Annotated in this window: 23 protein-coding genes and 1 pseudogene; 13 read left to right on the top strand and 11 right to left on the bottom strand. The window is 64.0% G+C overall.

Going from position 1 to position 23,033, the window contains the following annotated elements:
- Window positions 1–489: 489 nt before the first annotated feature.
- A complete protein-coding gene (locus AC1DUB_RS08045; protein ID WP_477721925.1) occupies window positions 490–1,452 on the bottom strand; it encodes a LysR substrate-binding domain-containing protein in 963 nt (320 codons plus the stop codon).
- Window positions 1,453–1,551: 99 nt separating this feature from the next.
- Entirely contained in the window at window positions 1,552–3,408 is a 1,857-nt protein-coding gene (locus tag AC1DUB_RS08040) for an ABCB family ABC transporter ATP-binding protein/permease (RefSeq protein ID WP_477729103.1), read from the bottom strand.
- 67 nt (window positions 3,409–3,475) lie between these two features.
- Here AC1DUB_RS08040 and AC1DUB_RS08035 point away from each other — a divergent pair, with 67 nt between their 5' ends.
- Together AC1DUB_RS08035 and AC1DUB_RS08030 are read left to right on the top strand one after the other, a co-directional pair.
- Entirely contained in the window at window positions 3,476–3,955 is a 480-nt protein-coding gene (locus AC1DUB_RS08035) for an acyl-CoA thioesterase (RefSeq protein ID WP_477729102.1), read from the top strand.
- 277 nt (window positions 3,956–4,232) lie between these two features.
- A complete protein-coding gene (locus AC1DUB_RS08030; RefSeq protein ID WP_477729101.1) occupies window positions 4,233–4,817 on the top strand; it encodes a YdeI/OmpD-associated family protein in 585 nt (194 codons plus the stop codon).
- 31 nt (window positions 4,818–4,848) lie between these two features.
- Here the strand turns inward: AC1DUB_RS08030 and AC1DUB_RS08025 are convergent, their stop codons facing one another.
- Window positions 4,849–5,292: a hemerythrin domain-containing protein gene (locus AC1DUB_RS08025; RefSeq protein ID WP_477729100.1), complete on the bottom strand. Its 444-nt coding sequence runs from the start codon at window positions 5,290–5,292 to the stop codon at window positions 4,849–4,851.
- Between the two features lie 197 nt (window positions 5,293–5,489).
- Here AC1DUB_RS08025 and AC1DUB_RS08020 point away from each other — a divergent pair, with 197 nt between their 5' ends.
- From AC1DUB_RS08020 to otsA, 9 genes and pseudogenes are all read left to right on the top strand, one after another.
- Entirely contained in the window at window positions 5,490–6,446 is a 957-nt protein-coding gene (locus AC1DUB_RS08020; protein ID WP_477729099.1) for a complex I NDUFA9 subunit family protein, read from the top strand.
- Between the two features lie 405 nt (window positions 6,447–6,851).
- Window positions 6,852–7,544: a glutathione S-transferase family protein gene (locus tag AC1DUB_RS08015; protein ID WP_477729098.1), complete on the top strand. Its 693-nt coding sequence runs from the start codon at window positions 6,852–6,854 to the stop codon at window positions 7,542–7,544.
- Window positions 7,545–7,566: 22 nt separating this feature from the next.
- A complete protein-coding gene (locus AC1DUB_RS08010; RefSeq protein WP_477718313.1) occupies window positions 7,567–7,872 on the top strand; it encodes an NIPSNAP family protein in 306 nt (101 codons plus the stop codon).
- Window positions 7,873–7,896: 24 nt separating this feature from the next.
- A pseudogene (locus AC1DUB_RS08005) lies at window positions 7,897–8,020 on the top strand (glutathione S-transferase); the annotation flags it as partial.
- A gap of 67 nt (window positions 8,021–8,087) precedes the next feature.
- Window positions 8,088–8,594, top strand: coding sequence for a hypothetical protein (locus AC1DUB_RS08000; RefSeq protein ID WP_477729097.1), 507 nt, complete (start codon window positions 8,088–8,090; stop codon window positions 8,592–8,594).
- Window positions 8,595–8,653: 59 nt separating this feature from the next.
- Window positions 8,654–10,021, top strand: a complete 1,368-nt coding sequence (locus AC1DUB_RS07995) for a multifunctional CCA addition/repair protein (protein WP_477729233.1) — start codon at window positions 8,654–8,656, stop codon at window positions 10,019–10,021.
- A gap of 138 nt (window positions 10,022–10,159) precedes the next feature.
- Complete coding sequence (gene otsB / locus AC1DUB_RS07990) at window positions 10,160–10,942, top strand: trehalose-phosphatase (RefSeq protein WP_477729096.1); 783 nt, start codon at window positions 10,160–10,162, stop codon at window positions 10,940–10,942.
- Window positions 10,939–12,795: a glycoside hydrolase family 15 protein gene (locus tag AC1DUB_RS07985; RefSeq protein ID WP_477729095.1), complete on the top strand. Its 1,857-nt coding sequence runs from the start codon at window positions 10,939–10,941 to the stop codon at window positions 12,793–12,795. The genes otsB and AC1DUB_RS07985 overlap by 4 nt, the downstream gene beginning before the upstream one ends.
- Before the next feature lie 274 nt (window positions 12,796–13,069).
- A complete protein-coding gene (gene otsA, locus AC1DUB_RS07980) occupies window positions 13,070–14,452 on the top strand; it encodes an alpha,alpha-trehalose-phosphate synthase (UDP-forming) (RefSeq protein ID WP_477729094.1) in 1,383 nt (460 codons plus the stop codon).
- 60 nt (window positions 14,453–14,512) lie between these two features.
- On the opposite strand, the gene AC1DUB_RS07975 is transcribed toward otsA, so the two are convergent.
- Window positions 14,513–15,019, bottom strand: a complete 507-nt coding sequence (locus tag AC1DUB_RS07975) for a thioesterase family protein (protein ID WP_477729093.1) — start codon at window positions 15,017–15,019, stop codon at window positions 14,513–14,515.
- Window positions 15,020–15,030: 11 nt separating this feature from the next.
- Window positions 15,031–15,714, bottom strand: a complete 684-nt coding sequence (locus AC1DUB_RS07970) for a TetR/AcrR family transcriptional regulator (protein WP_477729092.1) — start codon at window positions 15,712–15,714, stop codon at window positions 15,031–15,033.
- A 554-nt stretch (window positions 15,715–16,268) separates the two neighbouring features.
- Between AC1DUB_RS07970 and AC1DUB_RS07965 the strand changes: the two genes are divergently transcribed.
- Entirely contained in the window at window positions 16,269–16,544 is a 276-nt protein-coding gene (locus AC1DUB_RS07965) for a DUF4242 domain-containing protein (protein ID WP_477729091.1), read from the top strand.
- 43 nt (window positions 16,545–16,587) lie between these two features.
- Window positions 16,588–18,381: a BTAD domain-containing putative transcriptional regulator gene (locus AC1DUB_RS07960; RefSeq protein WP_477729090.1), complete on the top strand. Its 1,794-nt coding sequence runs from the start codon at window positions 16,588–16,590 to the stop codon at window positions 18,379–18,381.
- 301 nt (window positions 18,382–18,682) lie between these two features.
- Here the strand turns inward: AC1DUB_RS07960 and AC1DUB_RS07955 are convergent, their stop codons facing one another.
- From AC1DUB_RS07955 to AC1DUB_RS07930, 6 genes are all read right to left on the bottom strand, one after another.
- On the bottom strand, window positions 18,683–19,984 hold the full coding sequence (locus AC1DUB_RS07955; RefSeq protein ID WP_477729089.1) for an RNA polymerase sigma factor: 1,302 nt from the start codon (window positions 19,982–19,984) through the stop codon (window positions 18,683–18,685).
- Window positions 19,985–19,994: 10 nt separating this feature from the next.
- Complete coding sequence (locus AC1DUB_RS07950; protein ID WP_477729088.1) at window positions 19,995–20,417, bottom strand: VOC family protein; 423 nt, start codon at window positions 20,415–20,417, stop codon at window positions 19,995–19,997.
- Between the two features lie 77 nt (window positions 20,418–20,494).
- Entirely contained in the window at window positions 20,495–21,025 is a 531-nt protein-coding gene (locus AC1DUB_RS07945) for an SRPBCC family protein (RefSeq protein WP_477729087.1), read from the bottom strand.
- An 11-nt stretch (window positions 21,026–21,036) separates the two neighbouring features.
- Complete coding sequence (locus tag AC1DUB_RS07940) at window positions 21,037–21,462, bottom strand: YciI family protein (protein WP_011484809.1); 426 nt, start codon at window positions 21,460–21,462, stop codon at window positions 21,037–21,039.
- 121 nt (window positions 21,463–21,583) lie between these two features.
- Window positions 21,584–21,940 carry a YciI family protein gene (locus tag AC1DUB_RS07935; RefSeq protein ID WP_477729086.1) on the bottom strand — a complete coding sequence of 119 codons (357 nt, stop codon included), beginning with the start codon at window positions 21,938–21,940 and terminating at the stop codon, window positions 21,584–21,586.
- A 10-nt stretch (window positions 21,941–21,950) separates the two neighbouring features.
- Entirely contained in the window at window positions 21,951–22,778 is an 828-nt protein-coding gene (locus AC1DUB_RS07930) for an SDR family oxidoreductase (protein ID WP_477721910.1), read from the bottom strand.
- Between the last annotated feature and the right edge of the window lie 255 nt (window positions 22,779–23,033).

Raw genomic sequence — 23,033 nt, 5'->3', positions numbered from 1 at the left:
CTAGGTTTACCCGGCTCTCGCAGCGGCTCAGGCGGGACGGACACAGGGGACCGTGCCTGAAAATACTGCCTTGAAAGCCTCGGTACAAACGACGATTTCTCTGGCTTCCAAAATGGTGCATGTATAAAAATCCAGCGCTATCAATTTCATATGTAAGCAGTCTTTATGCCACACCTTAGCCGGGCGTCCCTGATTTTTCAACCCGGGCGTGCAGCGAGCGTCGCGATGCGGAGCCGGCAGCGGGCAAGCTGCGGGGCCGCCAACCTCCAGACTGCCTCATGCCGCCGGGCGGCGCTGCATCCCGTCAGAAAGCGGATGTTCCAGCGGGGTCCGGGATGCGGGGGCAGCAGGGCTTGGGAATTCGGTCATGGTCAAAATTTGAAGGTGACGCACTGTAAGTTTGCGGGTGCAAAAACACCAATGCTGTTTGAGTGGACAACTATGCATTTTATTTATAACCACTAAGGGTTGCTACCTAGGCCACCCAGGCTATCGGGGCGGCGGCTGGATTCCACCCCGGCCCGCCGCTTTGTCCCGGGGCCCGGTTGAGGTCTGCAAATAGGTCCACAGGGCCTGCGCATGGCTTTTGGCCGCCTCTTTGGAAGTGGGCCGTGCGCGGTAAAGACGGACATCCATGGTCATCTCCAGGTTGCTGCCCGCGCTCACCAGCTTTTTGGCCCGGAGTTCTTTCCTGACGGCGCTGAGCGGCAAAAATGCGATACCGTGACCCTCGAGCGCCATGGCCTTCAAGCCTTCGGCCATGTCGGTTTCATACACCCGGTCCAGGTGAATCGCGGTACTGGACTGTTTGAGGATCAGGTCGACCACCCGCCCCAGATAGGCGCCGGGCGCGTAGCCCAGGTAGGGCAAGGGCTGCCCGGCTCGCCCCGGCAGGCTGAACTCGGGCTCGCCGGCGGCATTGGCCTTCACAAACGGCGCGAGTACTTCCTGGCCCAGCGACACCATCTCGTAGCGTTCAGGGTCCAGCTGGAACGGCTGGGAGTCATGGTGGTAAGCAATCAGGAGATCGCAACTGCCTTCGACCAACCGCATCACCGCGTCATGCACGTTGAGTGCGATCAGCCGGCTTTTGATCGGGCCGAACTTCTCGCGCAGGCTGCTGACCCACGCCGGGAAGAAGGTGAAGGCCAGTGTGTGCGGCACGGCGAACTCGATGACATCCTGCCCGGCCGAGGTATGGCCGCGCAGCATGGCGCGGGTGGACTGCAGGCCCTGCAGCATTTCCAGCGACTGGCTGTACAGCGTCTCGCCGGCAGGCGTCAGGCGCGTGGGATAGGAGCTTCTGTCAACCAGGTCGGTGCCGGCCCAGGCTTCGAGCGCCTGGATGCGCCGCGAAAAGGCCGGCTGGGTCACATGACGCAGTTGGGCCGAGCGGCTGAAACTGCGGGTTTCAGCAAGACTGACGAAATCTTCCAGCCATTTGGTTTCCATAGGTCCTTTGATTATGCGAGCCCCGCGAGGACCCGGCGCTACGGGGATTCCCATGGGCCCCGGCGCCCGGAGGGGCGGCAGGGTCTTGCGGAGGCCGATTTACGCGTAAGCCTCTGAGGAATTCTGCTGCAGCGCCCACATGCGCGCATAAGCACCTTCCATCTCGAGCAACTGAGCGTGCGTGCCGCGCTCCACAATGCGCCCGCTGTCCATCACCAGAATCTCGTGCGCCTCCACGACGGTAGAAAGCCGGTGCGCGATGACCAGCGTGGTCTTGTTCTGCGCGGCGGTGCGCAGCTCGGCCTGGATGGCGCGCTCGTTGGCCGAATCCAGCGCCGAGGTGGCCTCGTCAAAAATCACCACCGGAGGGTTTTTCAGCAGCGTGCGGGCGATGGCCACGCGCTGCTTTTCGCCGCCCGACAGCTTGAGCCCGCGCTCGCCCACCATGGTTTTGTAGCCCAGCGGCGTGGAGGCAATGAAGTCGTGGATGCGCGCCGCGCGGGCCGCCTCCTCCACCTCGGCGTGGCTGGCGCCCGGCTTGCCATAGGCAATGTTGTATTCCACCGTGTCGTTGAAGAGCACCGTGTCCTGCGGCACGATGCCGATGGCCTGGCGCACGCTGGCCTGGGTGACGTGCCTGATGTCCTGCCCGGCAATGGTGATGCGGCCGCCCTCATGCGGGTTGCTCACGTCGTAGAAGCGAAACAGCAGGCGCGCCAGCGTCGATTTGCCGGCGCCCGACGACCCCACCACGGCCACCGTCTTGCCCGGCGGTATTTCAAAGCTGACCTTGTGCAGGATGGGGCGGGCCGGCTCGTAGGCAAAGCAGACATTTTCAAAACACACCGCCGGCGACGCGTCGATGCGAATCGGCTGTGCCGAAGGCTCGTCGGCGATTTCCCGCTCCCGCTCCATCAGCGTGAACATTTTGTCCAGGTCGGTCAGGCTCTGCTTGATCTCGCGGTAGATCACGCCCAGAAAACCGAGCGGAATATACAGCTGGATCATGAAGGCGTTGACCATCACCAGGTCGCCCAGCGTCATGCGGCCATCGACCACGCCCTGCGTGGCGCGCCACAGCATGGCCATCAGCCCGATCGCAATGATCAGCTGCTGCCCGGTGTTGAGCAGGCTCAGGGTGTTCTGGCTCTTGATGGCGGCCTTGCGGTAGCGCTTGAGGTTCTCGTCGTAGCGCGCGGCCTCAAATTCCTCGTTGTTGAAGTACTTGACGGTTTCGTAGTTCAGCAACGAGTCGATGGCGCGGCTGTGGGCCGATGAGTCCAACTCGTTCATGGTCTTGCGGAACTGCGTGCGCCAGTTGGTCACCGTGACCGTGAAGAAGATATAGAACACCAGCGCGATGCCGGTGATGGCGGCAAACCAGACGTCAAACTTGACGCCCAGCAGGGTCAGCACCAGCGTGACCTCGATCAGCGTCGGGATGATGCTATACAGCGAGTAGGAGATGAGCGAATGCACGCCGCGCGTGCCGCGCTCGATGTCGCGCGTCATGCCGCCGGTCTGGCGCTCGAGGTGAAAACGCAGGCTCAGCGCATGCAGGTGCCGGAACACTTCCAGCGAAATGCGCCGGGCCGCGCCTTCCGTGGCCTTGGCAAACACCAGCTCGCGCAGCTCGGTGAACAGCGTGGTCGACAGGCGAAGCAGGCCATACGCCAGCAGCAGCGCGGCCGGCACCACCAGCACGGCCTGCACATCGCCGGGTTTGAAGCTCATGGCGTCGACCAGGTTTTTCAGCAGCAGCGGCACGCCCACATTGGCCAGCTTGGCGCCCACCATGAAGGCCAGGGCCGCCACGACGCGCCATTTGTACTCCCACAAATACGGGAAAAGCCGCTTCAGCGTCCCCAGGTCCGAGCGCCCCGCGGCGGCCGCCGGGGAGCCGGCCGGAGCAGGCAGATGAAGGGAAGAATCGACAGTGGAAGCTCGGGAGCGCATGAGTGACAATCGTGACAAGAGCCCGACGGGCTCCTGGTTGTTTAAATTCCTACTCAAGATTGTGCCTATGTCTTTCGAATCAAGCGCCAACCCGGGTATACACGCCAAAGCCGCCGCCGTTGCAGCGGCCGCCGAGGCCGCCGAGGCTGCAGACGCCCTCAGCGTCCAGTTGCCCACCGACAAGGAACTCGTTCTCAAGGTGATTCCGATGCCGGCCGACTGCAACGCCAATGGCGACATTTTTGGCGGCTGGGTCATGGCCCAGGTCGACCTGGCGGGCTCCGTGGTACCGGCGCGCCACGCGGGCGGGCGCCTGGCGACCGTGGCGGTCAACCAGTTCATCTTCAAGCAGCCGGTCCGGGTGGGCGACATCCTGTCTTTCTTTGCCAGCCTCACCCGCATCGGCACGACCTCGATCACGGTGCAGGTCGAGGTGTATGCCGAGCGCTTTCGCGCACAGGGCCGCTACATCAAGGTCACCGAGGCCAGCCTGACCTACGTGGCGATCGACGATTTTGGCAAGCCCCGCAAGATTGCCAGTACCTGACCCCCGCCCCCGCTCCTTTCCGCTTTTCCCTTCTCCCCTTCTCCATTTGCTCCAATACGGTTCAGCTAAGGACCCGTGAAGCTCCCTCCCCTTCCGGGGGAGGGTTGGGGTGGGGGTGGGGGGCCAGCGACGACCAAGTCAGCACGGTGGCCCTACGTCCACGCCGCGAGCCCCCCATCACCGGCCTTCCCCCAGCGGGGGAAGGAGATGAGCGGCACTGCACGCGGTGTGCTAACTGAATGAACCGTATTGCCATTTGCTCGCGCAAAATGGCAGCATGACCCAACCCGTCGAAGCCATCGCGATCCTTGCCTGCAAGAACAGGAAATGCTGGACGAACTGGCTGGCCAGACACCATGCCAGCAGCCCGGGGGTCTGGCTGCAGATGGCCAGGAAGGATTCGGGCCTGGCGTCCATCTCCCACCCCGAAGCGCTGGAAGCGGCCTTGTGCCAGGGCTGGATAGATGGCCAGCGCAAAAGCCTGGACGCGCAATACTTCCTGCAGAAATTCACGCCGCGCCGGGCCAGGAGCACCTGGTCCAAAATCAACCGTGAGAAGGCATTGGCGCTGCTGGCTGCCGGGCACATGCAAGCCGCCGGCCTGGCCGAGATCGAACGCGCCAAAGCCGATGGCCGCTGGGATGCGGCCTACGACGGGCAGGCAAAGGTGACCGTCCCTGACGATCTGGCAGCCTTGCTGGCCAGGGAGCCCCACGCGAAAGCCTTTTTTGAAACCCTCGACTCACGCAACCGCTATGCCATCTTGTTTCGGCTCCAGACGGCGAAAAAGCAGGAGACCCGGGAGCGCCGCCTCCTGCAATTCGCAGGGATGCTGAGCCGCGGAGAAAAAATTTATCCCTGAACGGGGCCCACGCCGGCCTGCAGCGAAGGCCTCAGCTCCCGACACGCTGGGAGACGAACTCACCCTCGTAGCCTTTGGCCAGCGACAGCTTCTCGGCCTCGGTGAGCACCTTGCCCGCCAGCTGGAAGATGCCCTGCTCCTCGTCCTCCAGGTGGTGATAGATCTTGTGGTGCAGCTCTTTCGCCGTGACCAGCCAGCCCGGTGACGTGAAATCCGTTGCTTCCAGCTGCTCCACCATCTCGTCCATCTCATGATGCTCTGCGATACCGTGGCGCGACGGCGCCTGTGTCATGTCGTGGGCAATCAGCGGCACATAGAAAAAGCGCTCCTCGGCGGCCGCGTGGGCCGCCAGCTCCTGCTTGAGCTCCCGGAAGAGACTGTGCCTTTCGGGGCTGTCGCCCTCGGTCTTGATCAGGTGGTCCACCAGGCCTCGCTGGGTTTCGTGGCTGATGCGCAGTGCTTCGAAGATATTCATCCGGCAATTGTCCGGACCCTGCCTGTCCGCGCGTGTAGGCAAATGGCGGTTTTTGCCTACAGAGGATTCGACGCCAGCATGCGAATATGCTATTAATTTAATAGCTTACAGCCCCGAAAAAACGGCACCAAAACCGTTTAAAAGATAAAAGTCGTTTTTTTAAAGCAAAGTTGCCCAAACGCGCTAAATTAAGGTCTATGAAACAAGTTCTCATCCTCGGCGGCACCGGTTTTGTGGGCCGCCATGTCTGCGAGAAACTGGCCCAGCTTCAATGCCGCGTGACCGTGGCGACACGCCGGATTGACAACGCCCGCCACCTCCAGACGCTGCCAATGCTGGACGCGATCGAGATCGATGTGCATGACACCGCCGCCCTGACATCCCTGCTGGCCGGGCATGACGCAGTGGTGAACCTGATCGCCATCCTGCACGGCACGGAGGCCGCGTTTGAAAAAGCCCACGTGCAGTTGCCGCTGGCGCTGGTGCGTGCGTGCGAGGCCGGTGGTTTGCGGCGCATTGTTCACATCAGCGCGCTCGGCGCGTCCATCAGCTCGGCATCGATGTACCAGCGCAGCAAGGCCCGCGGCGAGGCCGTGCTGCTCAGCGCCGGGCTGGATGTGACGCTGCTGCGCCCGAGCGTGATCTTTGGCGCCGAAGACAAATTCCTCAACACCTTTGCCCGGCTGCAAAAGCTGTTTCCGGTGGTCCCGCTGGCCGCCAGCCAGGCGCGCTTTCAGCCGGTCTGGGTGGAAGACGTGGCCAGCGCCGTGGTTCGCTGCCTGCAGGACGGCGGCTCCATTGGCCAGGTCTACGAAGCCTGCGGGCCCGACGTGTTCACGCTGCGGCAGCTGGTGGAGCTGGCGGGCCGCTATGCCGGCATCGATGGCGGGAAGGGCCGGCCGGTCATCGCACTGCCGGCACCGCTGGGACGCCTGCAGGCGCGCCTGATGGAATTGCTGCCCGGCGAGCCCCTGCTCAGCCGCGACAACCTGGACGCCATGCAAACCGACAATGTGGCCAGCGGCAAGCTGCCAGGCCTGAAGGCGCTGGGCATCACGCCCGCCGCCTTGAGTGCCATCGCCCCGTCCTACCTGGGCAGGCAGGGCCTGCGCGGCGGCCTGACGGCCAAGCGCAAGACGGCTGGAAGGTCTTGAAGGCCCCCACGCCTGAATGGCCCCCACGGTCGCTCACTGCGTGTAGCTCCCTGCCCCCCGAGGGGGCCGCTGCGCCTGCGGTCTGGCAAAGCCAGTCCCGCGGCCCCTGCTGGGATGAAGAGCCCCCACGCTCGTCACTGCGTGTAGCCGCTGCCCCCCGAGGGGGCGCTGCGCCTGCGGCCCCTGCTGGGTGGAGACCCTCGGTCGCTGCGTGTAGTTCTCCGAGGGGGCCAATTTCCCTTGGGGCCGCCCGGCGCTGCGTTCGTTGGCTCCCACGCGCGCCCTCGCTCAGGGTGCGTGTAGCATCAATCCGGCGATTTTTTTGCATCAATGGTGTGCTGGCGTACCTGTAGCATCGCCTGTCGTTTCATTGTGACCTTCATCGTCAGCAGATCGGGGATTTCCATGCTCAAGCTCTATATCGGCAACAAAAACTATTCCTCCTGGTCCATGCGGCCCTGGGTGCTGCTCAGGCAGGCCGGCATTCCTTTTGAAGAAATCAAGGTGCGCTTTGATTCGTTTGACGCCGATTCGGGCTTCAAGCAAAAGATCAGCAGCGTGAGCCCGGTGGGCAAGGTGCCGGCCCTGGACGACGATGGGTTTGTGGTGTGGGACAGCCTGGCGATTGCCGAATACCTGGCCGAGCGCTTCCCTGACAAAAACCTCTGGCCCCAGGACCTGCAGGCACGTGCCCGGGCGCGCAGCGTCTGCGCCGAGATGCACAGCGGCTTTGGCGCCCTGCGCTCGGTCTGCCCCATGAACATTGAAGCCAGCCTGCCCGAAGTGGGCCAGTTGATCTGGCGCGACAAGCCCGCCGTGCGCGCCGACGTGCAGCGCCTCATCGCCATGTGGAGCGAGCTGCTGGCGCAGCATAAGAACGTTCAGGAGCCCATGCTTTTTGGTGAGTTCAGCATCGCCGATGCGTTCTTCGCCCCAGTCTGCATGCGCCTGAAATGCTACGCCCTGCCTGTTCCTGCTGAGATCACGGCCTACATCCAGCGCCTGAGCGCCCTGTCTGGCGTGAAAGCCTGGACCGACGACGCGCTGGCTGAAAACGATTTCCGCGATTTTGAAGAACCGTACCGGCTCAAACGCTGATCCACAGAAAGCAAGCCTCCTCATGGTCACCATTTACCTGCGCTACGTACTCGATGCCACCAAGCTCAAGGAATTTGAGCACTACGGCAAACTGTGGATTCCGCTGGTCGAAAAATTCGGCGGCAAACACCACGGCTATTTCATGCCCAGCGAAGGGGCCAACAACATCGCGCTGGCGCTGTTTACCTTTGACAGCCTGGCCGCCTACGAAAGCTATCGCCAGCGCTCCTTTGAAGATGCGGACTGCCAGGCCGCCTTCAAATACGCAGAAGCCACCGGCTGCATCATCAGTTACGAACGCAGCTTTTTCCGCCCCGTGTTTTCCTGACCCCCACCCGCAGGAGCGAAGAGATATGTCGCTCGCGTGAGCACGCTGCCCGGCGTCAAGGCGTGGATTGACGATGCACTGGCAGAAAAAAGACTTCCGGGACTTCGAGGAACCGTACCGCCTGGTACCAGGCCCCGATCCTGTCTGATTGCGCAGTCCCGATTTATGGCCTAGCATGAATTGTCCCGTCAACAACTTCAAGCGAGGGGTTCATCATGATTCGACTGGCCTGGTTGTCTTCAGTCGCAAGCGCGGCTGTTCTGGTCGCGGCCTGCGGCGGAGGCGATGGCGGCACGGCTGCACTGATATCTTCCGAGCCGATCGACAAATACGTTGGCAACTGGACCAACTGCCAGGCCACCGTCGTTAGCGGCGTCAGTGTCTCCGCCCTGACGAGCTTCACGGCCGCCAAGATCGACGCGACCCATGGCTCCTTCACGACGACGGTCACCATTTTTGCCACCTCCAGCTGCGACGTTCTCAAGCTCTCGGGTCCCACCGCGGTCCCGAAACTCTCGGGAAGCGTGGCCATCGACAGCCCGGGATCGGGGCCCTCCGGGTCTGACAAGATCACCATCACGCCATCGACCCTCCCGAGCTTCAAGGACCTCGCACTCGTCACCGGCAGCCAGTTGCAGTTTGGCGATGCAGGCAGCGCCAAGGACGCCCAAGGCTATCCCACGGCCCTGGACAGCAGCTTCATTCTGATCAAGCAACCGTGAACAGAAGGGCCGCGCGGCCGCCCCTGCCGCGTGGGCCGGGCAAGGCCTACACTTCGGTCATGCAGATTTACATGGTCGGCGGTGCGGTGCGCGATGCCTTGATGGGCCTGACGGTGCAGGACCACGATTGGGTGGTGGTGGGCGCAACGCCCGAGGACCTGGCGGCCCTGGGCTATCAGCCGGTGGGCAAGGATTTTCCGGTGTTTCTGCACCCCGAAACCCGCGAAGAGTACGCGCTGGCGCGCACCGAGCGCAAGACCGCGCGCGGCTACCACGGCTTTGTGGTGCATGCCGATCCGGACGTCACGCTCGAGCAGGATCTGGCACGGCGCGATCTCACCATCAATGCCATCGCGGCTCCCGCCCGTTCGGCAGGCGCCGCAAGCGGTGCCACGCCCGCCTTTGAAGCTGATTTTGCGGCGCTGATCGACCCTTATGGCGGTCAGCAGGACATCCGGGCCAAGGTCTTGCGGCATGTGACCGACGCCTTCCGCGAGGACCCGGTGCGCATTCTGCGGCTGGCCCGCTTTGCCGCCCGGTTTGCGGATTTTTCCGTGGCGCCCGAAACCCTGGCGCTGATGCGGGGCATGGTGGAGGACGGCGAAGTCGATGCACTGGTGCCCGAACGCGTCTGGCAGGAGCTGGCCCGCGGCCTGATGGAAGACAAGCCCTCGCGCCTCTTTGACGTGCTGCGCGACTGCGGCGCATTGCACAGGCTGCTGCCGGAAGTCGCCAGGCTCTGGGGCGTGCCGCAGCGCGCCGAACACCACCCCGAGGTCGACACCGGCGTCCACCTGATGATGGTAATGGACATGGCGGCGCAGCTCCAGGCGTCCTTGCCCGTGCGCTTCGCCTGCCTGTGCCACGACCTGGGCAAGGGCACGACCCTGGCGCCAGGCGCCGGTGTCATGCCGGCGCGGGGCACGCCCCAGCCGCCGGAGTTCTGGCGCGTGAAAATGGAGGCCGACCCCCAGCTGGGACGCCACGTCGGCCATGAGGAGCGCAGTGCGCGCCTGCTCAAGGGCGTATGCGAGCGCCTGCGCGTGCCGGTGGAGTGCCGCGAGTTGGCCGACGTGGTGGCACGCGAGCACGGCAACATTCACCGCAGTGCCGGATTCGGCGCGGCGGCCGTGGTGCGCCTGCTGGAGCGCTGCGATGCATTTCGCAAGCCCCAGCGCTTTGCCGACGTGCTGCTGGCCTGCGAGTGCGACGCCCGCGGCCGCCTCGGGTATGAGCATTCACCGTATCCCCAGCGCCAGCGGCTGCTGGATGCCCTCGCCGTCGCCCAGTCTGTTGCCACGCACCAGGTGGCCGCCGACGCACAGGCTGCCGGGCAGGATGGCAGGCAGATTGGCGAGATGATTCGCCAGGCGCGTGTGGCTGCGGTGGGCAAGAACCCCGGCTTTGCTGCGGGCACTTCCGAGTAACTCCGAGTAACCCCGAGCGACCGAGTGACCGAGTGACCTGCTGCCTCTAACGAAAAAAACACAAAAAACAAAAACGAAGACGAAAAAGCGAAGCTGGCCTACATCCATATCACAAGGGTTTTGCTAAGGTGAGTGCTGATGCAGTTCTTCCATCCACCCCTGCAAATGGGCTCGCCCCGCCTGCCCCTGATCGGGCCGCAGACCGCGCTTTTTCTCGATTTCGACGGGACACTGGCCGACCTGGCGCCGCTGCCCGGCGCCGTGCAGGTGACCGCGGAATTGATCCCCACCCTGACCCAGCTCGCAGTCCGGCTGAATGGCGCGCTGGCCATCGTGTCCGGGCGCACCCTCACGGACCTCGACCGGTTTCTCGAACCTCTGCAATTGGCCGCAGCGGCCGAGCACGGGTCACAACGCCGCCAGGCGAATGGCCAGGTCATCAGCGCCGCCGCCCCTGATTTGCAGGAGGTAGTGCGCCGGGCCGCGGCGCTGGCCGCGCGCCATCCCGGCCTGCACCTCGAAATCAAGTCCGCGGCCGTTGCCCTGCACTACCGCCAGGCGCCCGACCTCGAAACGTTGGCGCTGCGGGTCATGCGGGAAGCTGCCAACAGCACACCGGGCGCAGAATTGCTGCATGGCAAGTGTGTGTTTGAAATCAAACCGGCCGGCGTCAGCAAGGGAACGGCCATTGAGGCTTTCATGGGAGAAATGCCGTTTATGGGCCGCCTGCCCCTGTTTGCGGGCGACGATGTGACCGACGAAGCCGGGTTCTCCGTCGTGCAGTTCCTCGGCGGCCAGGGTATCAAGGTCGGCGAAGGCGTCACGCTGGCCAGGCACCGTTGCGCGGCGCCGGCCGTACTGCGGCAGTGGCTGCAGGCCGCCTGCCAGGATTCGGACCACTGGCGCGGGACCAGCCCATGACGGCGCCGAACGACTCCGCGCGCTTTGTACCGCCCGCCGAACCCTCGCTCGCGATGGGCGTCATCGGCAACTGCGCGTTCAGCGCGCTGATTGACATCCGCGGGCGCATTGTCTGGTGCTGCCTGCCGCGCTTCGACGGCGACCCGGTGTTCAACGCATTGCTGCAGCCCGGCACCGGCCGGATCGATGGCAACACGCCCTCTGCCGAAACGCTGCCCAGCGCTTTTTCCATTGAGATCGAGGATTTTGCCGAATCCAGGCAGTGGTATGAGCCCAATACCGCCGTGCTGCGTACCCAGCTGTTTGACAAAAGCGGGCAAGGCATAGAGATCACCGATTTCGCGCCGCGTTTTTTCAGCCGCTCGCGTTTCTTCCGGCCCCTGACGCTGGTGCGGCGCGTGCGTCCCCTCTCTGGTGCACCGCGTATTCGCGTCTCGCTCGACATCCGTTTTGACTGGGGCCGGCGCGCACCGTTGATCACCCAGGGCAGCAACCACCTGCGTTATGTGGGTGACGCGATGACGCTGCGGCTGAACACCGACGCTCCGCTGTCGCACCTGCTGGCCCGCCAGCCTTTCGTGCTGACCCGCGAGCACAACTTCCTGCTGGGCGCCGACGAGTCGCTGGCAGAGGGCATTGCCGACACGGCGCGGCTGTTCGAGCAGGAGACGGTGTCGTACTGGCGCAAATGGAGCCAGCGCCTGCACATTCCGCTGGAATGGCAGGAGGCGGTGATACGCGCGGCGATCACGCTCAAGCTGTCCCTCTTCGAAGACACCGGCGCCATTGTGGCGGCCATGACCACCAGCATTCCCGAGGCGCCGGGCAGCCAGCGCAACTGGGACTACCGTTTTTGCTGGCTGCGCGATGCTTTTTTTGTGGTGCGTGCCCTCAACGGCCTGTCGGAGGTCGGCACCATGGAGGACTACCTGCGCTGGCTCAGCAACGTGGTGGTGCAGGCCAACGGCGGGCACATCCAGCCGCTGTATGGCATTGGCCTGGAGCGCGAGTTGCCCGAGTCGGTGATGGACCATCTGGGCGGCTACCGCGGCATGAGGCCCGTGCGTGTGGGCAACCAGGCGCAGGAGCATTTCCAGCATGACGTGTATGGCAACGTGGTGCTCGGTGCGGCGCAGGCCTTTCACGACAACCGCCTGCTGCACCGCGCCGGACTGGCCGAATTCCAGCGGCTGGAGGCGGTGGGCGAGCAGGCCGCGCGCACCTATGACCAGCCCGACGCCGGTATGTGGGAGCTGCGCACGCGTGCGCGGGTCCACACCTCGTCGGCCCTGATGTGCTGGGCGGCCTGCGACCGGCTGGCCAAGATCGCCCTGGTGCTTCACCTGCCCGAGCGTGCCGCCTACTGGCAGGACCATGCACAGCGCATGCAGGAGAACATTTTGCGGAAGGCCTGGAGCGAGGAGCGCCAGGCCTTTGCCGAGAGCTTTGGCGGCCGCGACCTGGATGCCAGTGTGCTGCTGATGATTGAAGTGGGCTTCATCGACCCGAAAGATCCGCGCTTCATTGCCACCGTCGACGCGCTGGAAACCCATTTGTGCGACGGCCCCTACATGCGCCGCTACGAAGCCCCCGATGATTTCGGCAAACCCGAGACCGCCTTCAACATCTGCACCTTCTGGCGCATTGATGCGCTGGCGCGGATTGGGCGCAAGGCGCAGGCGCGCGAGATTTTCGAAACCATGCTGGCGGCGCGCAACCATGTGGGCCTGCTGTCCGAAGACACGCATCCGACCACGGGCGAGATGTGGGGCAACTTTCCGCAAACCTACTCCATGGTGGGCATCATCAACGCGGCGGTCCGGCTCTCGGCGCCGTGGGACTCGCAGATATGACCCCCCCCGTTGAGGACTCACTGCGTGTAGCCTCCTCCCCCCTGGCAGGGGGCGGCGCCTGCGGGCCGGCGAAGCCGGACCAGCGGCCCCTGCTGAGTCGATCCGGCTCCCGGCGCCGAGAGCCGAGGTACACCCCCGTCGGAGGCTCACTGCGTGTAGCCCCTTCCCCCCTTGCAGGGGGCGGCGCCTGCGGCCCGGCGAAGCCGGTTCCGCGGCGCCTGCTGTTTGTTGGCGGCGGAGGTCCTCGTACTGCCTGTGTTGAAAGTCACGCATCATGAGCCGCCTCGTGGTGGTGTCCAACCGCGTGGCCGATCCGCGCAAGACGGCTGCCGGTGGGCTGGCTGTGGCGCTGGGCGATGCGCTCAATGCCACGGGTGGACTCTGGTTTGGCTGGAGCGGTACCGTCATCGAAGGCGGAGCGCCGGGGGAAGGCGAGCTGCATGTGCAGCAGGCGGGCAACGTCAAGCTGGCCACCGTGGACCTGTCCGCCGAAGACCATGCCGGCTATTACCTCGGCTACAGCAATGGCGTGCTCTGGCCGGTGTTTCACTACCGGATCGACCTGGCGCGCTTTGACGCCGGCTACATCCGCGCCTATCGCCGCGTCAACCAGCTGTTTGCGCGCAAGCTGATGACGCAGCTGCGGCCGGACGACATCATCTGGGTGCATGACTACCACCTGATTCCGCTGGCGGCCGAGCTGCGCGCCATGGGCGCCACCCAGCGCATCGGTTTTTTCCTGCACATTCCCCTGCCGCCGCAGCAGGTGCTGGCGGCCATTCCCCAACACGAATGGCTGATGCGGGCCATGTTTGCCTACGACCTGTTGGGCTTTCAGAGCGAGGCCGACCTGCAAAACTTTTCGCGCTATGTGCAGACCGAGGCCGGCGCCGAGGACCTGGGCGACAACCGGTTTCGGGCCTTCAACCGCACCGTGCGGGCAGGCTCCTTCCCGATTGGCATTGACGTGGACGAGTTCGCCGCGCTCACCCATGCCAAGGAAGGGCACGACATGTATGAACGCATGAAGGACGAATACTCGCGCCGCAAATTGCTGCTGGGCGTGGAACGCCTGGACTATTCAAAAGGCTTGCCGCAGCGCCTGCGCGCATTCAAGAGCCTGCTTGAAAAATACCCGGAAAACATCCGCAGCGCCACGCTGATCCAGATCGCCGCACCGAGCCGCGAAGACATGGGCACGTACACCGACCTGCTGCAGGAGCTCGAGAGCCTGTGCGGCGCCATCAACGGCGACTTTGGCGAGCTGGACTGGATGCCGGTGCGCTACATGCACCGCAACGTGGCGCGCAAACGCCTGCCCGGCCTCTACCGCGTGGCGCGCGTGGCGCTGGTCACGCCGCTGCGCGACGGGATGAACCTCGTGGCCAAGGAGTTCATTGCCGCGCAGGACCCGGCCGATCCGGGGGTTCTGGTGCTGTCGCGTTTTGCCGGCGCCGCCGAGCAGCTGAAGGAAGCCCTGCTGGTGAACCCCTACGACACGGATGGCACGGCAGACACCATCCAGCACGCCCTGCAGATGCCGCTGCAGGAGCGGCAGGGACGGCACCAGAGGCTGCTGAAAAATATCCGTGAGCAGGATGTGCACTGGTGGCGCAAGACATTCCTGGACGCGCTGCGCGACGCCGGAAGTGACTAGCCTTTTGACGGGTCTTTTTCAGGGACACCGCCGCTGGCAGCAGAAAACGGAGCAGAAAAATCAGGACACGATATAGGCGGCCGCGGCGCTGGAAAAAAGCGTTCCGTCAGCCCCCAAAAACTCCATGCGCGTATTAGCTACCCGCGACCCCAGGCGCAACACCTCGGCCCGCAGTTCAAAGTGCTCGCTGATGCCCGGGCGCAAATAGTCCACCCGCAGGTCAATCGTTCCCAGCCTGGAAAACCGGTGCAGGCGCTGCAGCGGGGTCTCGTCCATGTGGCGCGCGCCGATGGCCGCCATCACCGCGAGCCCGCCCATGGCATCCAGGCCGGCGCTGATCACGCCGCCGTGAACGCGGTTGTGGGCATAGTGGCCCACCAGTTCGTGCCGCATGTCAATGCGTGCCGTGACCCGCTGGGGCTGGATTGACGTGATCTTCAGGCCCAGCGTCTGGTTGAAAACAATTTTCTCCTCGAAGATGGTTTTCAGGCCGGTGATGAATTCTTCTTCAAACTCGACAACGGAAGGCTCGGGATTGAGGTTGGGGTGGGGGGAAGATCGGGTCATGGGGTTGATTGTCATGCGGTGACTTGTCGGGCCCGCATCGGGCCATGGAGAAAAAGGGCCAGGGCCGCATCGGTGAGGTCATCCAGCGACGCCTCTTTTCCGGCATCGAACCACTGGACCGACCAGTTCAGCGCACCGAAGATCAACAGGCGCGCCAGCTTCACCGGGCCGCGGAGCCGGCCCCGCTGGGCCAAAGCCTCGAGCACCGGCGCCCAGTTCGACTCGTAATCGCTCCGCAACCGGGCGATGGATGCACGCTGCCGCGCGGTGAGGGAGCGCGACTCATACAGCATCACGGGAACGAAGTCACTGCCCGGACCCAGCAGCACATCGAAGTGGTTGCGGATCAGCACGCGCAGCGAGGAAGACGCATCGGACTTTGAGTGGCTGGCAGACTGCAGGGCCGCGGCTTGCCGCTCCAGGGCCGAGCGCATGCCCTGCTCCATCACCGCGTGAAGCAGCGCCCCCTTGCTCTTGAAGTGATAAAAGGGCGAGCCGCTGTGCATACCCACCGCGGCGGCGATGTCGCGGGTGCTGGTGCCATCAAACCCCTTGCGGCGAAACAGCCGCGCAGCGGCGCTGACCAGCTCCATGCGGCGGTTGCCGTCGTCGCGTTCGTCCAGCGTCTTGCGTGGCCGGCCGCGCGGGCGCCTGGCCGTGTTGTCGCCGGCGGGAAGGGATGTGACTGCGTCCATGGGTGTGCACCATACCAAAGTACCTTATTTTTAACAAGCAAATGCTTGGTAAAAACATGACCCCCCATGGCCCCCACTTCCCCAGGCCGCGCGTTCAAGGGCTGCCCGCGATTAGTATTCCGCGCAATTGGAGTCGTAAACAGGTACGACGTGCCTTCTCTGTCAACAAGGCACCAATGCCCGCTTCAGACTGGAAGCGGGTCTACAACTATCGAAACTGCTTGCTCCGAACCGGACACTGAAAGTTGCGGCCTGGTTGTCGGCAATGTGGTGATGACTTCAAGAACCCCTGCACCCGCTGCCGAGCTTGGATTCAACCGGTCGATGCAACTGGCATTTCGTAAGCCTTTTGAGATTGGGAGACGATTTGCATTTGCAGTGAGTGTGCCGGTACTCGACCCCGCCAGTCCCAATTGGCGAAGCGGACTTTTATGCCCATTTCTGGCGAGCGCCCAAAATAGATCACAATTTACAGTGACCCGTCGTCCTCACACGCTTGCTCACACGTATGCGGCGTACCTTTGTGGCTCCACTTCACTTCAAAGGAAACTGTTATGCCTAAATTTGTAATCGAACGTGCCATTCCTGGAATCGGGGCCTCGAAGGCAGCCGAGTTGCAGGCCATATCTCAGAAGTCGTGCAGCGTTCTGCAGGAATTGGGCCCAGATGTCCAATGGGTGCACAGTTACGTGACGGGTGACAAGATCTACTGCGTTTACAACGCGGCGAACGAGGAACTGGTCAGGGAACATGCGCGCCTGGGAGGTTTTCCTGCGAACAGCGTCGCGCGAGTCATGACGGTCATTGATCCGACGACTGCCGAAGCCTGATGCCGTTCTTGTCAGCCTGCCGGCCCTGAGAGAGGATAGCCTCATGGGCCTTGCGATTCACCTTCTTGGGGCACCGCGGGTAGAACTCGACGGTCAAGCATTGCCAGCGCCGCGCGGCCACAAGGTGTGGGGCCTGCTCGCGTACCTGATCCGCAGCGATGTCGGTGCGAGCCGCAAGCACCTGGCGGAGCTGCTATTCCAGGACGCCGAGGATCCATTGGCAGCGTTGCGCTGGAACCTGAGCGAACTCCGACGGCTGCTTGGCAACGCGGGGTTGCGCGGCGACGTGCCAGCGCTCTCGCTTGAGCCAACGGCGTATATCGATGTCAAGGTCGTGTCACTAGGAACATGGGCCGAGGCGTTGTGCGTGCATAGCCTCGACCGCGAATTGCTTGAGGGGATGAGCTTTTCGAGCAGCCCGTCTTTTGAAGTCTGGCTCGCAACCGAGCGCCGACATCTTCAGGCAACTGCAGAGGCAGTCCTGCGGGAGGCCGCGTTGGCCCGCCTGGCTACCGGTGCGGTGACTGAAGCGGCCGATTTGGCCGGTCGTCTCGTGCGCCAAAACCCCTTGGATGAAAATTACCAGGCGCTACTCGTACGCAGCCTTGCCGCTGCGGGCTATGGCGTCGGCGCGGCACGCCAGGCCGCCGCGTGCCGCGAGCTATTCAGGCGCGAGCTTGGTGTGCAGCCGGGGGCGACGCTCGAAGCTGCGATATGCACGGTTACCGCCATGCCGACTGCTCGGCCCGCGACTGGTCGCACTGCAGCAGTCGCGCAGATTGAGGCCGGGGAGGCTGCGATCGGTGCCGGTGTGCTCGATGCAGGCTTGCAATGTTTACGGCGCGCAATTGTCGAGGCTGACGCCACCGGCGACGCAGTTCTGCGTGTGCGTGCGCGTGTCGCCCTGGGCGGCGCACTTGTCCATGCCGCCCGCGGCCGTGACGAAGAGGGCGCCACGGCGCTGCATGAGGCTCTCGCTGTCGGCCAGGACTCAACGTCGCCGTTCGCAGCTGCGGCTTGTCGCGAACTGGGTTACGTCGAATTTCTGCGCGGCCGCTATGAACGTGCCCTGGTGTGGTTGCGCCGCGCTGCGCCACTGGCCGGTGACGACTATGCAGAGCAAGCACGAATCGCAATCGTACATGGCTCGGTGCTTAGCGACACAGCACACTATGCTGCGGCGATTGCCATGCTGCGCGACGCTGAGGCGCAATCCAATAGCGTCGGAGACGTGAAGCAGGCTACATACGCGCTGTCGATGTTGGGGCGCGCGTTGCTGCTGCAAGGCGACCTCCAGGGAGCGACCGATGCTCTCGATCGATCGGTCATGCTGGCGCAACAGCGCTGGACTGCCTTTGTGCCTTGGCCCCAGTCGTTACGTGCAGAAGTTGACATGATGAGTGGCGATGTTGAGGCCGCTTCGGAGCGTTTCGAGCATGCATTCGCTCTCGGATGTCAGCTTGGCGACCCGTGTTGGGAAGGCATCGCCGGCCGCGGCCTTGGGCGCGTCGCCATCGCGCGGGGTGATTCGCAGCGCGCCGTTGAGATCCTCGTCGATGCAATTGCGCGTTGCGTTCGCCTGCCCGATGCCTACCTTTGGGGCAAAGGCTATGCACTTGACGCGCTGTGCGGTCTAGCGATCGCGAACAGTATGCCCCAGGCACCGGCATGGATTGGCGAGATGCAGACGCTTGCCGCGCGCAGTGGCATGCGCGAACTCACTGTTCGGTCACACATTCACCGTGCCGCTCTGGGTGACCACGAGAGTCAGGCCGCAGCGCAGCTACTCGCCTGCGAAATCGACAATCCATCACTACGCTCCCTCGTCGGGCGTTGAATCCTGGTGATGAAGTTTCAGATGAACTGGATTGCAAAGTCTTACAGCAATAGTTGACTATCGGTATCCCGCAGCCTTCAATGCGTTCCGCCCGCCAGACCGCTATCACCTATGGCCGCTTTGGGCACACTGCGGGTCGCCATGAACTACAGCTGACCGGCGCGCAAAACTTTGTAATTGAACTTCCAGAAAGCAGCCCCTGGCCAATACCCGGTAACGCTGCTGAGCCGTCGCTCGGCCTCTCACATTTACAGGCGTGTTTACGACTTTAATTGCTCGGAATAATTAGGGCCTGTTCACCCTAACAATCCCGCTCCGGCTTGCCCAGCCCCTGCGCACGTTCGAGCAGCAGCTCCCGCTCCCGCAGGTTGCCCGCCAGCTGCGCCGCCCGCTCGAATTCGGTGCGCGCCTCGTCCAGGCGGCCCAGCTTGGCCAGCAGATCCCCGCGCACACCGGGCAGCCACTGATATGCCTGCAGCGACGGCTCGTGGCGCAGCGCGTCAATGATCTCCAGCCCGGCCGCGGGCCCGAACGCCATGCTGACGGCGACCGCCCGGTTCAGCTCCACCACTGGCGAGGGCGCGGTCTGCGCGAGTGCGTCGTACAGCGCGGCAATGCGCGCCCAGTCGGTCTCCGCCGCCGTGGGCGCCCGCGCGTGGCAGGCCGCAATCGATGCCTGCAGCGCATACGTGCCGAGCGGATGGCCGCGTGCGCCGCACAGCGCCTCGGCACGCGCGAGCGCGGCCAAGCCTCGCCGGATCAGCAGGCGGTCCCAGCGACCGCGGTCCTGCTGCGCCAGCAGCACGGGGCGGCCCGACGCATCGACGCGTGCGGCGGCGCGCGAGGCCTGCAGCTCCATCAACGCGACCAGTCCCTGCACTTCGGATTCGTCGGGCGCCAGCTCCGCCAGCATGCGGCCCAGGCGCAGGGCCTCGTCGGTGAGCGCCGGCCGCATCCAGTCCTCGCCCGCGGTGGCGGTGTAGCCCTCGTTGAAAACCAGGTAAACCACCTCGAGCACCGAGGCCAGCCGTTCGGCCAGCGCGTCGCCGACCGGCACCTCGAAGGGCACGCGCGCTTCCCCCAGCGTGCGCTTGGCGCGAACGATGCGCTGCGCGATCGTCGGCTCGGCCACCAGGAAGGCCCGGGCAATCTCGTGGGTCGTCAGGCCACCCAGCAGCCTGAGCGTCAGCGCCACCCGTGCTTCGGTCGAGAGCACAGGGTGGCAGGCGGTGAAGATCAGCCGCAGCAGGTCGTCGCCGATCTGGTCGGCCACCCGGGCGGCGTCGAGCCCATCCACAAAGTCCGGCACGACCAGCGCCTCCTGCGCCTCTAGGTCATGGCCGATCTGGGCCAGCTTGCTGTCGAGCAGCTTGTGGCGGCGCAGGTGGTCAAGCGCCCGGTTCTTTGCGGTGGTCATCAGCCAGGCGCCCGGATTATGGGGCACGCCCTCGGTGGGCCAATGCTCCAGCGCCGCCACCAGGGCGTCCTGCGCCAGTTCCTCGGCCAGGCCGATGTCGCGCACCATGCGCAGGACAGCGGCCACGATCTTCGCGGACTCGATGCGCCAGACCGCGGCAATCGCCTGGTGCGTGGCTGAATGCATTGGAGAAGCTTCAGGCCTGGGCCGGCGCCGGTGGTGCGGCAGTCATGTCCATGTATGCCAGCTCCCAGATGTGGCCATCCAGGTCCTCGAAGCCATGACCGTACATGAAGCCGTGGTCTTGCGGCGCGTTAGGCACGGTGGCGCCGGCGGTGCGCGCCTTGGCCACGAGTTCATCCACCTCGGCGCGGCTCTCGCACGACAGGCACACCAGCACCTCGGTGCTCCTGGTGGTGTCGGCCACCGCCTTTTTGGTGAAGGTCTTGAAGAAGCTTTCGATCAGCAGCATCACGTAGATGCTGCCGTCCGCCACAACCATGCAGGCGCCCTGCTCGTTGGTGAACTGCGGGTTGAAGCTGAAACCGAGTTTGCCGAAGAACGCCTTCGAGCGTTCCATGTCCTTGATGGGGAGGTTGACGTAAATCTGGCGGCTCATGAAGTACTCCTTGGAATAGGCAATGAATGAATGAATTTGAAAATCGGGTTGAAACCGGATTGAAAAAAACGGGACGCTCAGGCGCGCTCGGCCCGGGCCTTCAGATTGGCGAGACCTGCTTCGAAGTCGCGGCCTATCATGCGGTCCATGTTGAGGAACACGCCCACCAGCCTGCCCACGAAAGGACTCGGGCCGTGCATGGCCCAGGTGACCTCCGTGGCATCGCCGCGCGGCGCCAGGCTGAACTCGACGACGTTGTGCCCTTCAAAGGGTTCGAGCATGTCCAGCTTCATCGTGACCTTGCCAGGCGGCGAGGACTCGACGATCTCGATGCTGCCTTTGCCGACATCCTTGTTGCCCTGGAAGTCGTAGCCCGCCCCGGGGCCGCTGGCCGGGCCGCGGTAGCTGCCCTTGATGGCCGGGTCTTTCTTCTCGTAGGGGTTCCAGGTGTTGAACTGGCGCAGGTCGTTGATGAGCGGGTACAGCGTGTCGGGCGCGGCCTTGATGCTGGCGCTGCGCTGCACGCGGAAGGTGTCGGGCCGGGTGGCGGCAAAGATCAGCAGCGCGCCAATGGCGGCAACGGCGACGAGAGCCAGGGTCTTGATCATGGCGCGCTCCCTCACTTCTGGCTGGGTGTGTTCATTTTGCGGAAGCGCTCGACCGACTCGCTGGGGGAAAAGTCGTCCAGCTCATACAGCTGGCGCACCTCGATCACGGCCGGCGCGTTCTCGCCCACAGGGTTGGGAAAACGGCGCGACCACTCCAGCGCCTCTTCGCGCGAGCGCACCTGGATCGTGGTGAAGCCGGCAATGAGCTCCTTGCTTTCGGCGAACGGGCCGTCGACCACGGTCCGCTTCTGGCCGTCATAGTGGATGCGCCAGCCCTTGCGGCTGGGCTGCAGGCCGCTGGCGTCCAGCAGCACGCCGGCCTTCGACAGCTGCTCGTGGTAGTCGGCCATGGCGGCCATCAGCTTTTCGTCCGGCGACTGGGGCGTGGTCTCGGCCTCGAACTCGGGGTTGGATTTGACGATGATCATGAATCGCATATCGGTTCTCCTGGGTGGTAAACGGTAAACGGCAGCCAAATTGCTGGCTTCCACTCACACGACGAACAAGTCGACGGGAAATCGACACATGACGACCAGGTATAAACCCTAGTACAGCTGATCAGCCTTCGTAACAGGGCGCCAGCGCCCGCACCTCGAGCGTGGCCCACTCCGCCGCCGGGCACTGCTTCGCGATGGCAATGGCCTCCTCCCGGCTGGCGCAGTCGACCAGGAAGAACCCGCCAACCATCTCCTTGGCCTCGGCGAACGGGCCGTCATGAACCTGGGGCCGGCCTTCGCGGACCTTAACCCGGCTGGCTTCGGCCTGCGAGCCCAGCGACTCGACGCCCAGCAGCAGGCCGCGGGCCTTCAGCTCATCGGCAAAGGTGAGCATGCGCCCGTAGACGGCGCGGCCTTCGGCTTCGGTGCGGGTGGCCCGCTGCCCGACGGGCTCGTGGATCAGCAGCATGTAGGGCATTGCAATTTCCTCAATCGACAAAGAAGTCTGGAATGAAATCTTTCGTTCCCGGCGTCACCGAATATTTTTCCAGGTCGGTGATGCCGTGCGCGGCCAGCAGTTCGTCGTCAATATAAAAATTGCCGGTGTTCGAACTCGGGCTGGTCAGGATCAGGTAGGCGGCGTCAGACAGGATCTCGGGCGTTCGGCAGCGCTTCACATCCACGCCGGGCAGCATCTGCAGCGCGGCGGTGGCAATGGCGGTGCGCGGCCACAGGCTGTTGACGGCGATGCCGTACTTCCCGAACTCGCCCGCATGCCCCAGCGTGCACATGCTCATGCCGTACTTGGCCATGGTGTAGGCCGTGTGGTGCTCGAACCAGCGCGGCTTCATCGACAGCGGCGGCGACATGGTCAGCACATGCGGGTTGCGCCCGGCCTGTGCGGATTTCTTCAGCTCGGCCAGGCAGGCCTGCGTGCACAGGTAGGTGCCGCGCGCATTGACGCCGTTCATCAGGTCATAGCGCTTCATCGGCGTGTGCTCGGTGTCGGTGAGGCTGATGGCGCTGGCGTTGTTGACCAGGATGTCGATGCCGCCAAAAGTCTCCACGGCCTTGGCCACGGCGGCAATCACCGCGTCCTCGTCGCGGATGTCCACGGCCAGCGCCAGCGCCTGGCCGCCTGAGGCCCGGATTTCTTCGGCGGCGCTGTAGATGGTGCCGGGCAGCTTGGGGTTGGCATCGGTGGTCTTGGCCACGATGACCACATTGGCGCCGTCGGCGGCGGCACGGTTGCCGATGGCCAGCCCGATGCCGCGCGAGGCACCGGTGATGAAGAGGGTCTTGCCTTTGAGATTCATGAATGTCTCCTTATATCTTTCAAATAGTTCAAACTTCAGTGGTCAGGACATGGTTGAGAGTCTTGATTGCTGAACCGGTTGACTCACCGCTGTGCAGCCTGTGTCTCCTGCGAGCCCGAGCTCGAATGACAGCCCAGGGCGCACGGTGGTGGTCTCTTTGTTCTGCTGCATCCCGAATGGTTGACCGAACACATTTCGTATTCATAAGGCTGGGAGCCGGAGAACTGCTATGAGTGAACCTGTTTACGTAGGAGG

This window comes from Polaromonas sp. P4_F9 (genome assembly GCF_056401235.1).
Note: the sequence above shows the minus strand (reverse complement) of the source record. Positions and strands in the feature narration are given on the sequence as shown.

What these genes read in the sequence shown, in the direction of transcription:
- AC1DUB_RS08045 (WP_477721925.1), bottom strand. Translation starts at nt 1,452, where the DNA reads ATGGAAACCAAATGGCTGGAAGATTTCGTCAGTCTTGCTGAAACCCGC.
- AC1DUB_RS08040 (WP_477729103.1), bottom strand. Translation starts at nt 3,408, where the DNA reads ATGCGCTCCCGAGCTTCCACTGTCGATTCTTCCCTTCATCTGCCTGCT.
- AC1DUB_RS08035 (WP_477729102.1), top strand. Translation starts at nt 3,476, where the DNA reads ATGTCTTTCGAATCAAGCGCCAACCCGGGTATACACGCCAAAGCCGCC.
- AC1DUB_RS08030 (WP_477729101.1), top strand. Translation starts at nt 4,233, where the DNA reads ATGACCCAACCCGTCGAAGCCATCGCGATCCTTGCCTGCAAGAACAGG.
- AC1DUB_RS08025 (WP_477729100.1), bottom strand. Translation starts at nt 5,292, where the DNA reads ATGAATATCTTCGAAGCACTGCGCATCAGCCACGAAACCCAGCGAGGC.
- AC1DUB_RS08020 (WP_477729099.1), top strand. Translation starts at nt 5,490, where the DNA reads ATGAAACAAGTTCTCATCCTCGGCGGCACCGGTTTTGTGGGCCGCCAT.
- AC1DUB_RS08015 (WP_477729098.1), top strand. Translation starts at nt 6,852, where the DNA reads ATGCTCAAGCTCTATATCGGCAACAAAAACTATTCCTCCTGGTCCATG.
- AC1DUB_RS08010 (WP_477718313.1), top strand. Translation starts at nt 7,567, where the DNA reads ATGGTCACCATTTACCTGCGCTACGTACTCGATGCCACCAAGCTCAAG.
- AC1DUB_RS08000 (WP_477729097.1), top strand. Translation starts at nt 8,088, where the DNA reads ATGATTCGACTGGCCTGGTTGTCTTCAGTCGCAAGCGCGGCTGTTCTG.
- AC1DUB_RS07995 (WP_477729233.1), top strand. Translation starts at nt 8,654, where the DNA reads ATGCAGATTTACATGGTCGGCGGTGCGGTGCGCGATGCCTTGATGGGC.
- otsB (WP_477729096.1), top strand. Translation starts at nt 10,160, where the DNA reads ATGCAGTTCTTCCATCCACCCCTGCAAATGGGCTCGCCCCGCCTGCCC.
- AC1DUB_RS07985 (WP_477729095.1), top strand. Translation starts at nt 10,939, where the DNA reads ATGACGGCGCCGAACGACTCCGCGCGCTTTGTACCGCCCGCCGAACCC.
- otsA (WP_477729094.1), top strand. Translation starts at nt 13,070, where the DNA reads ATGAGCCGCCTCGTGGTGGTGTCCAACCGCGTGGCCGATCCGCGCAAG.
- AC1DUB_RS07975 (WP_477729093.1), bottom strand. Translation starts at nt 15,019, where the DNA reads ATGACCCGATCTTCCCCCCACCCCAACCTCAATCCCGAGCCTTCCGTT.
- AC1DUB_RS07970 (WP_477729092.1), bottom strand. Translation starts at nt 15,714, where the DNA reads ATGGACGCAGTCACATCCCTTCCCGCCGGCGACAACACGGCCAGGCGC.
- AC1DUB_RS07965 (WP_477729091.1), top strand. Translation starts at nt 16,269, where the DNA reads ATGCCTAAATTTGTAATCGAACGTGCCATTCCTGGAATCGGGGCCTCG.
- AC1DUB_RS07960 (WP_477729090.1), top strand. Translation starts at nt 16,588, where the DNA reads ATGGGCCTTGCGATTCACCTTCTTGGGGCACCGCGGGTAGAACTCGAC.
- AC1DUB_RS07955 (WP_477729089.1), bottom strand. Translation starts at nt 19,984, where the DNA reads ATGCATTCAGCCACGCACCAGGCGATTGCCGCGGTCTGGCGCATCGAG.
- AC1DUB_RS07950 (WP_477729088.1), bottom strand. Translation starts at nt 20,417, where the DNA reads ATGAGCCGCCAGATTTACGTCAACCTCCCCATCAAGGACATGGAACGC.
- AC1DUB_RS07945 (WP_477729087.1), bottom strand. Translation starts at nt 21,025, where the DNA reads ATGATCAAGACCCTGGCTCTCGTCGCCGTTGCCGCCATTGGCGCGCTG.
- AC1DUB_RS07940 (WP_011484809.1), bottom strand. Translation starts at nt 21,462, where the DNA reads ATGCGATTCATGATCATCGTCAAATCCAACCCCGAGTTCGAGGCCGAG.
- AC1DUB_RS07935 (WP_477729086.1), bottom strand. Translation starts at nt 21,940, where the DNA reads ATGCCCTACATGCTGCTGATCCACGAGCCCGTCGGGCAGCGGGCCACC.
- AC1DUB_RS07930 (WP_477721910.1), bottom strand. Translation starts at nt 22,778, where the DNA reads ATGAATCTCAAAGGCAAGACCCTCTTCATCACCGGTGCCTCGCGCGGC.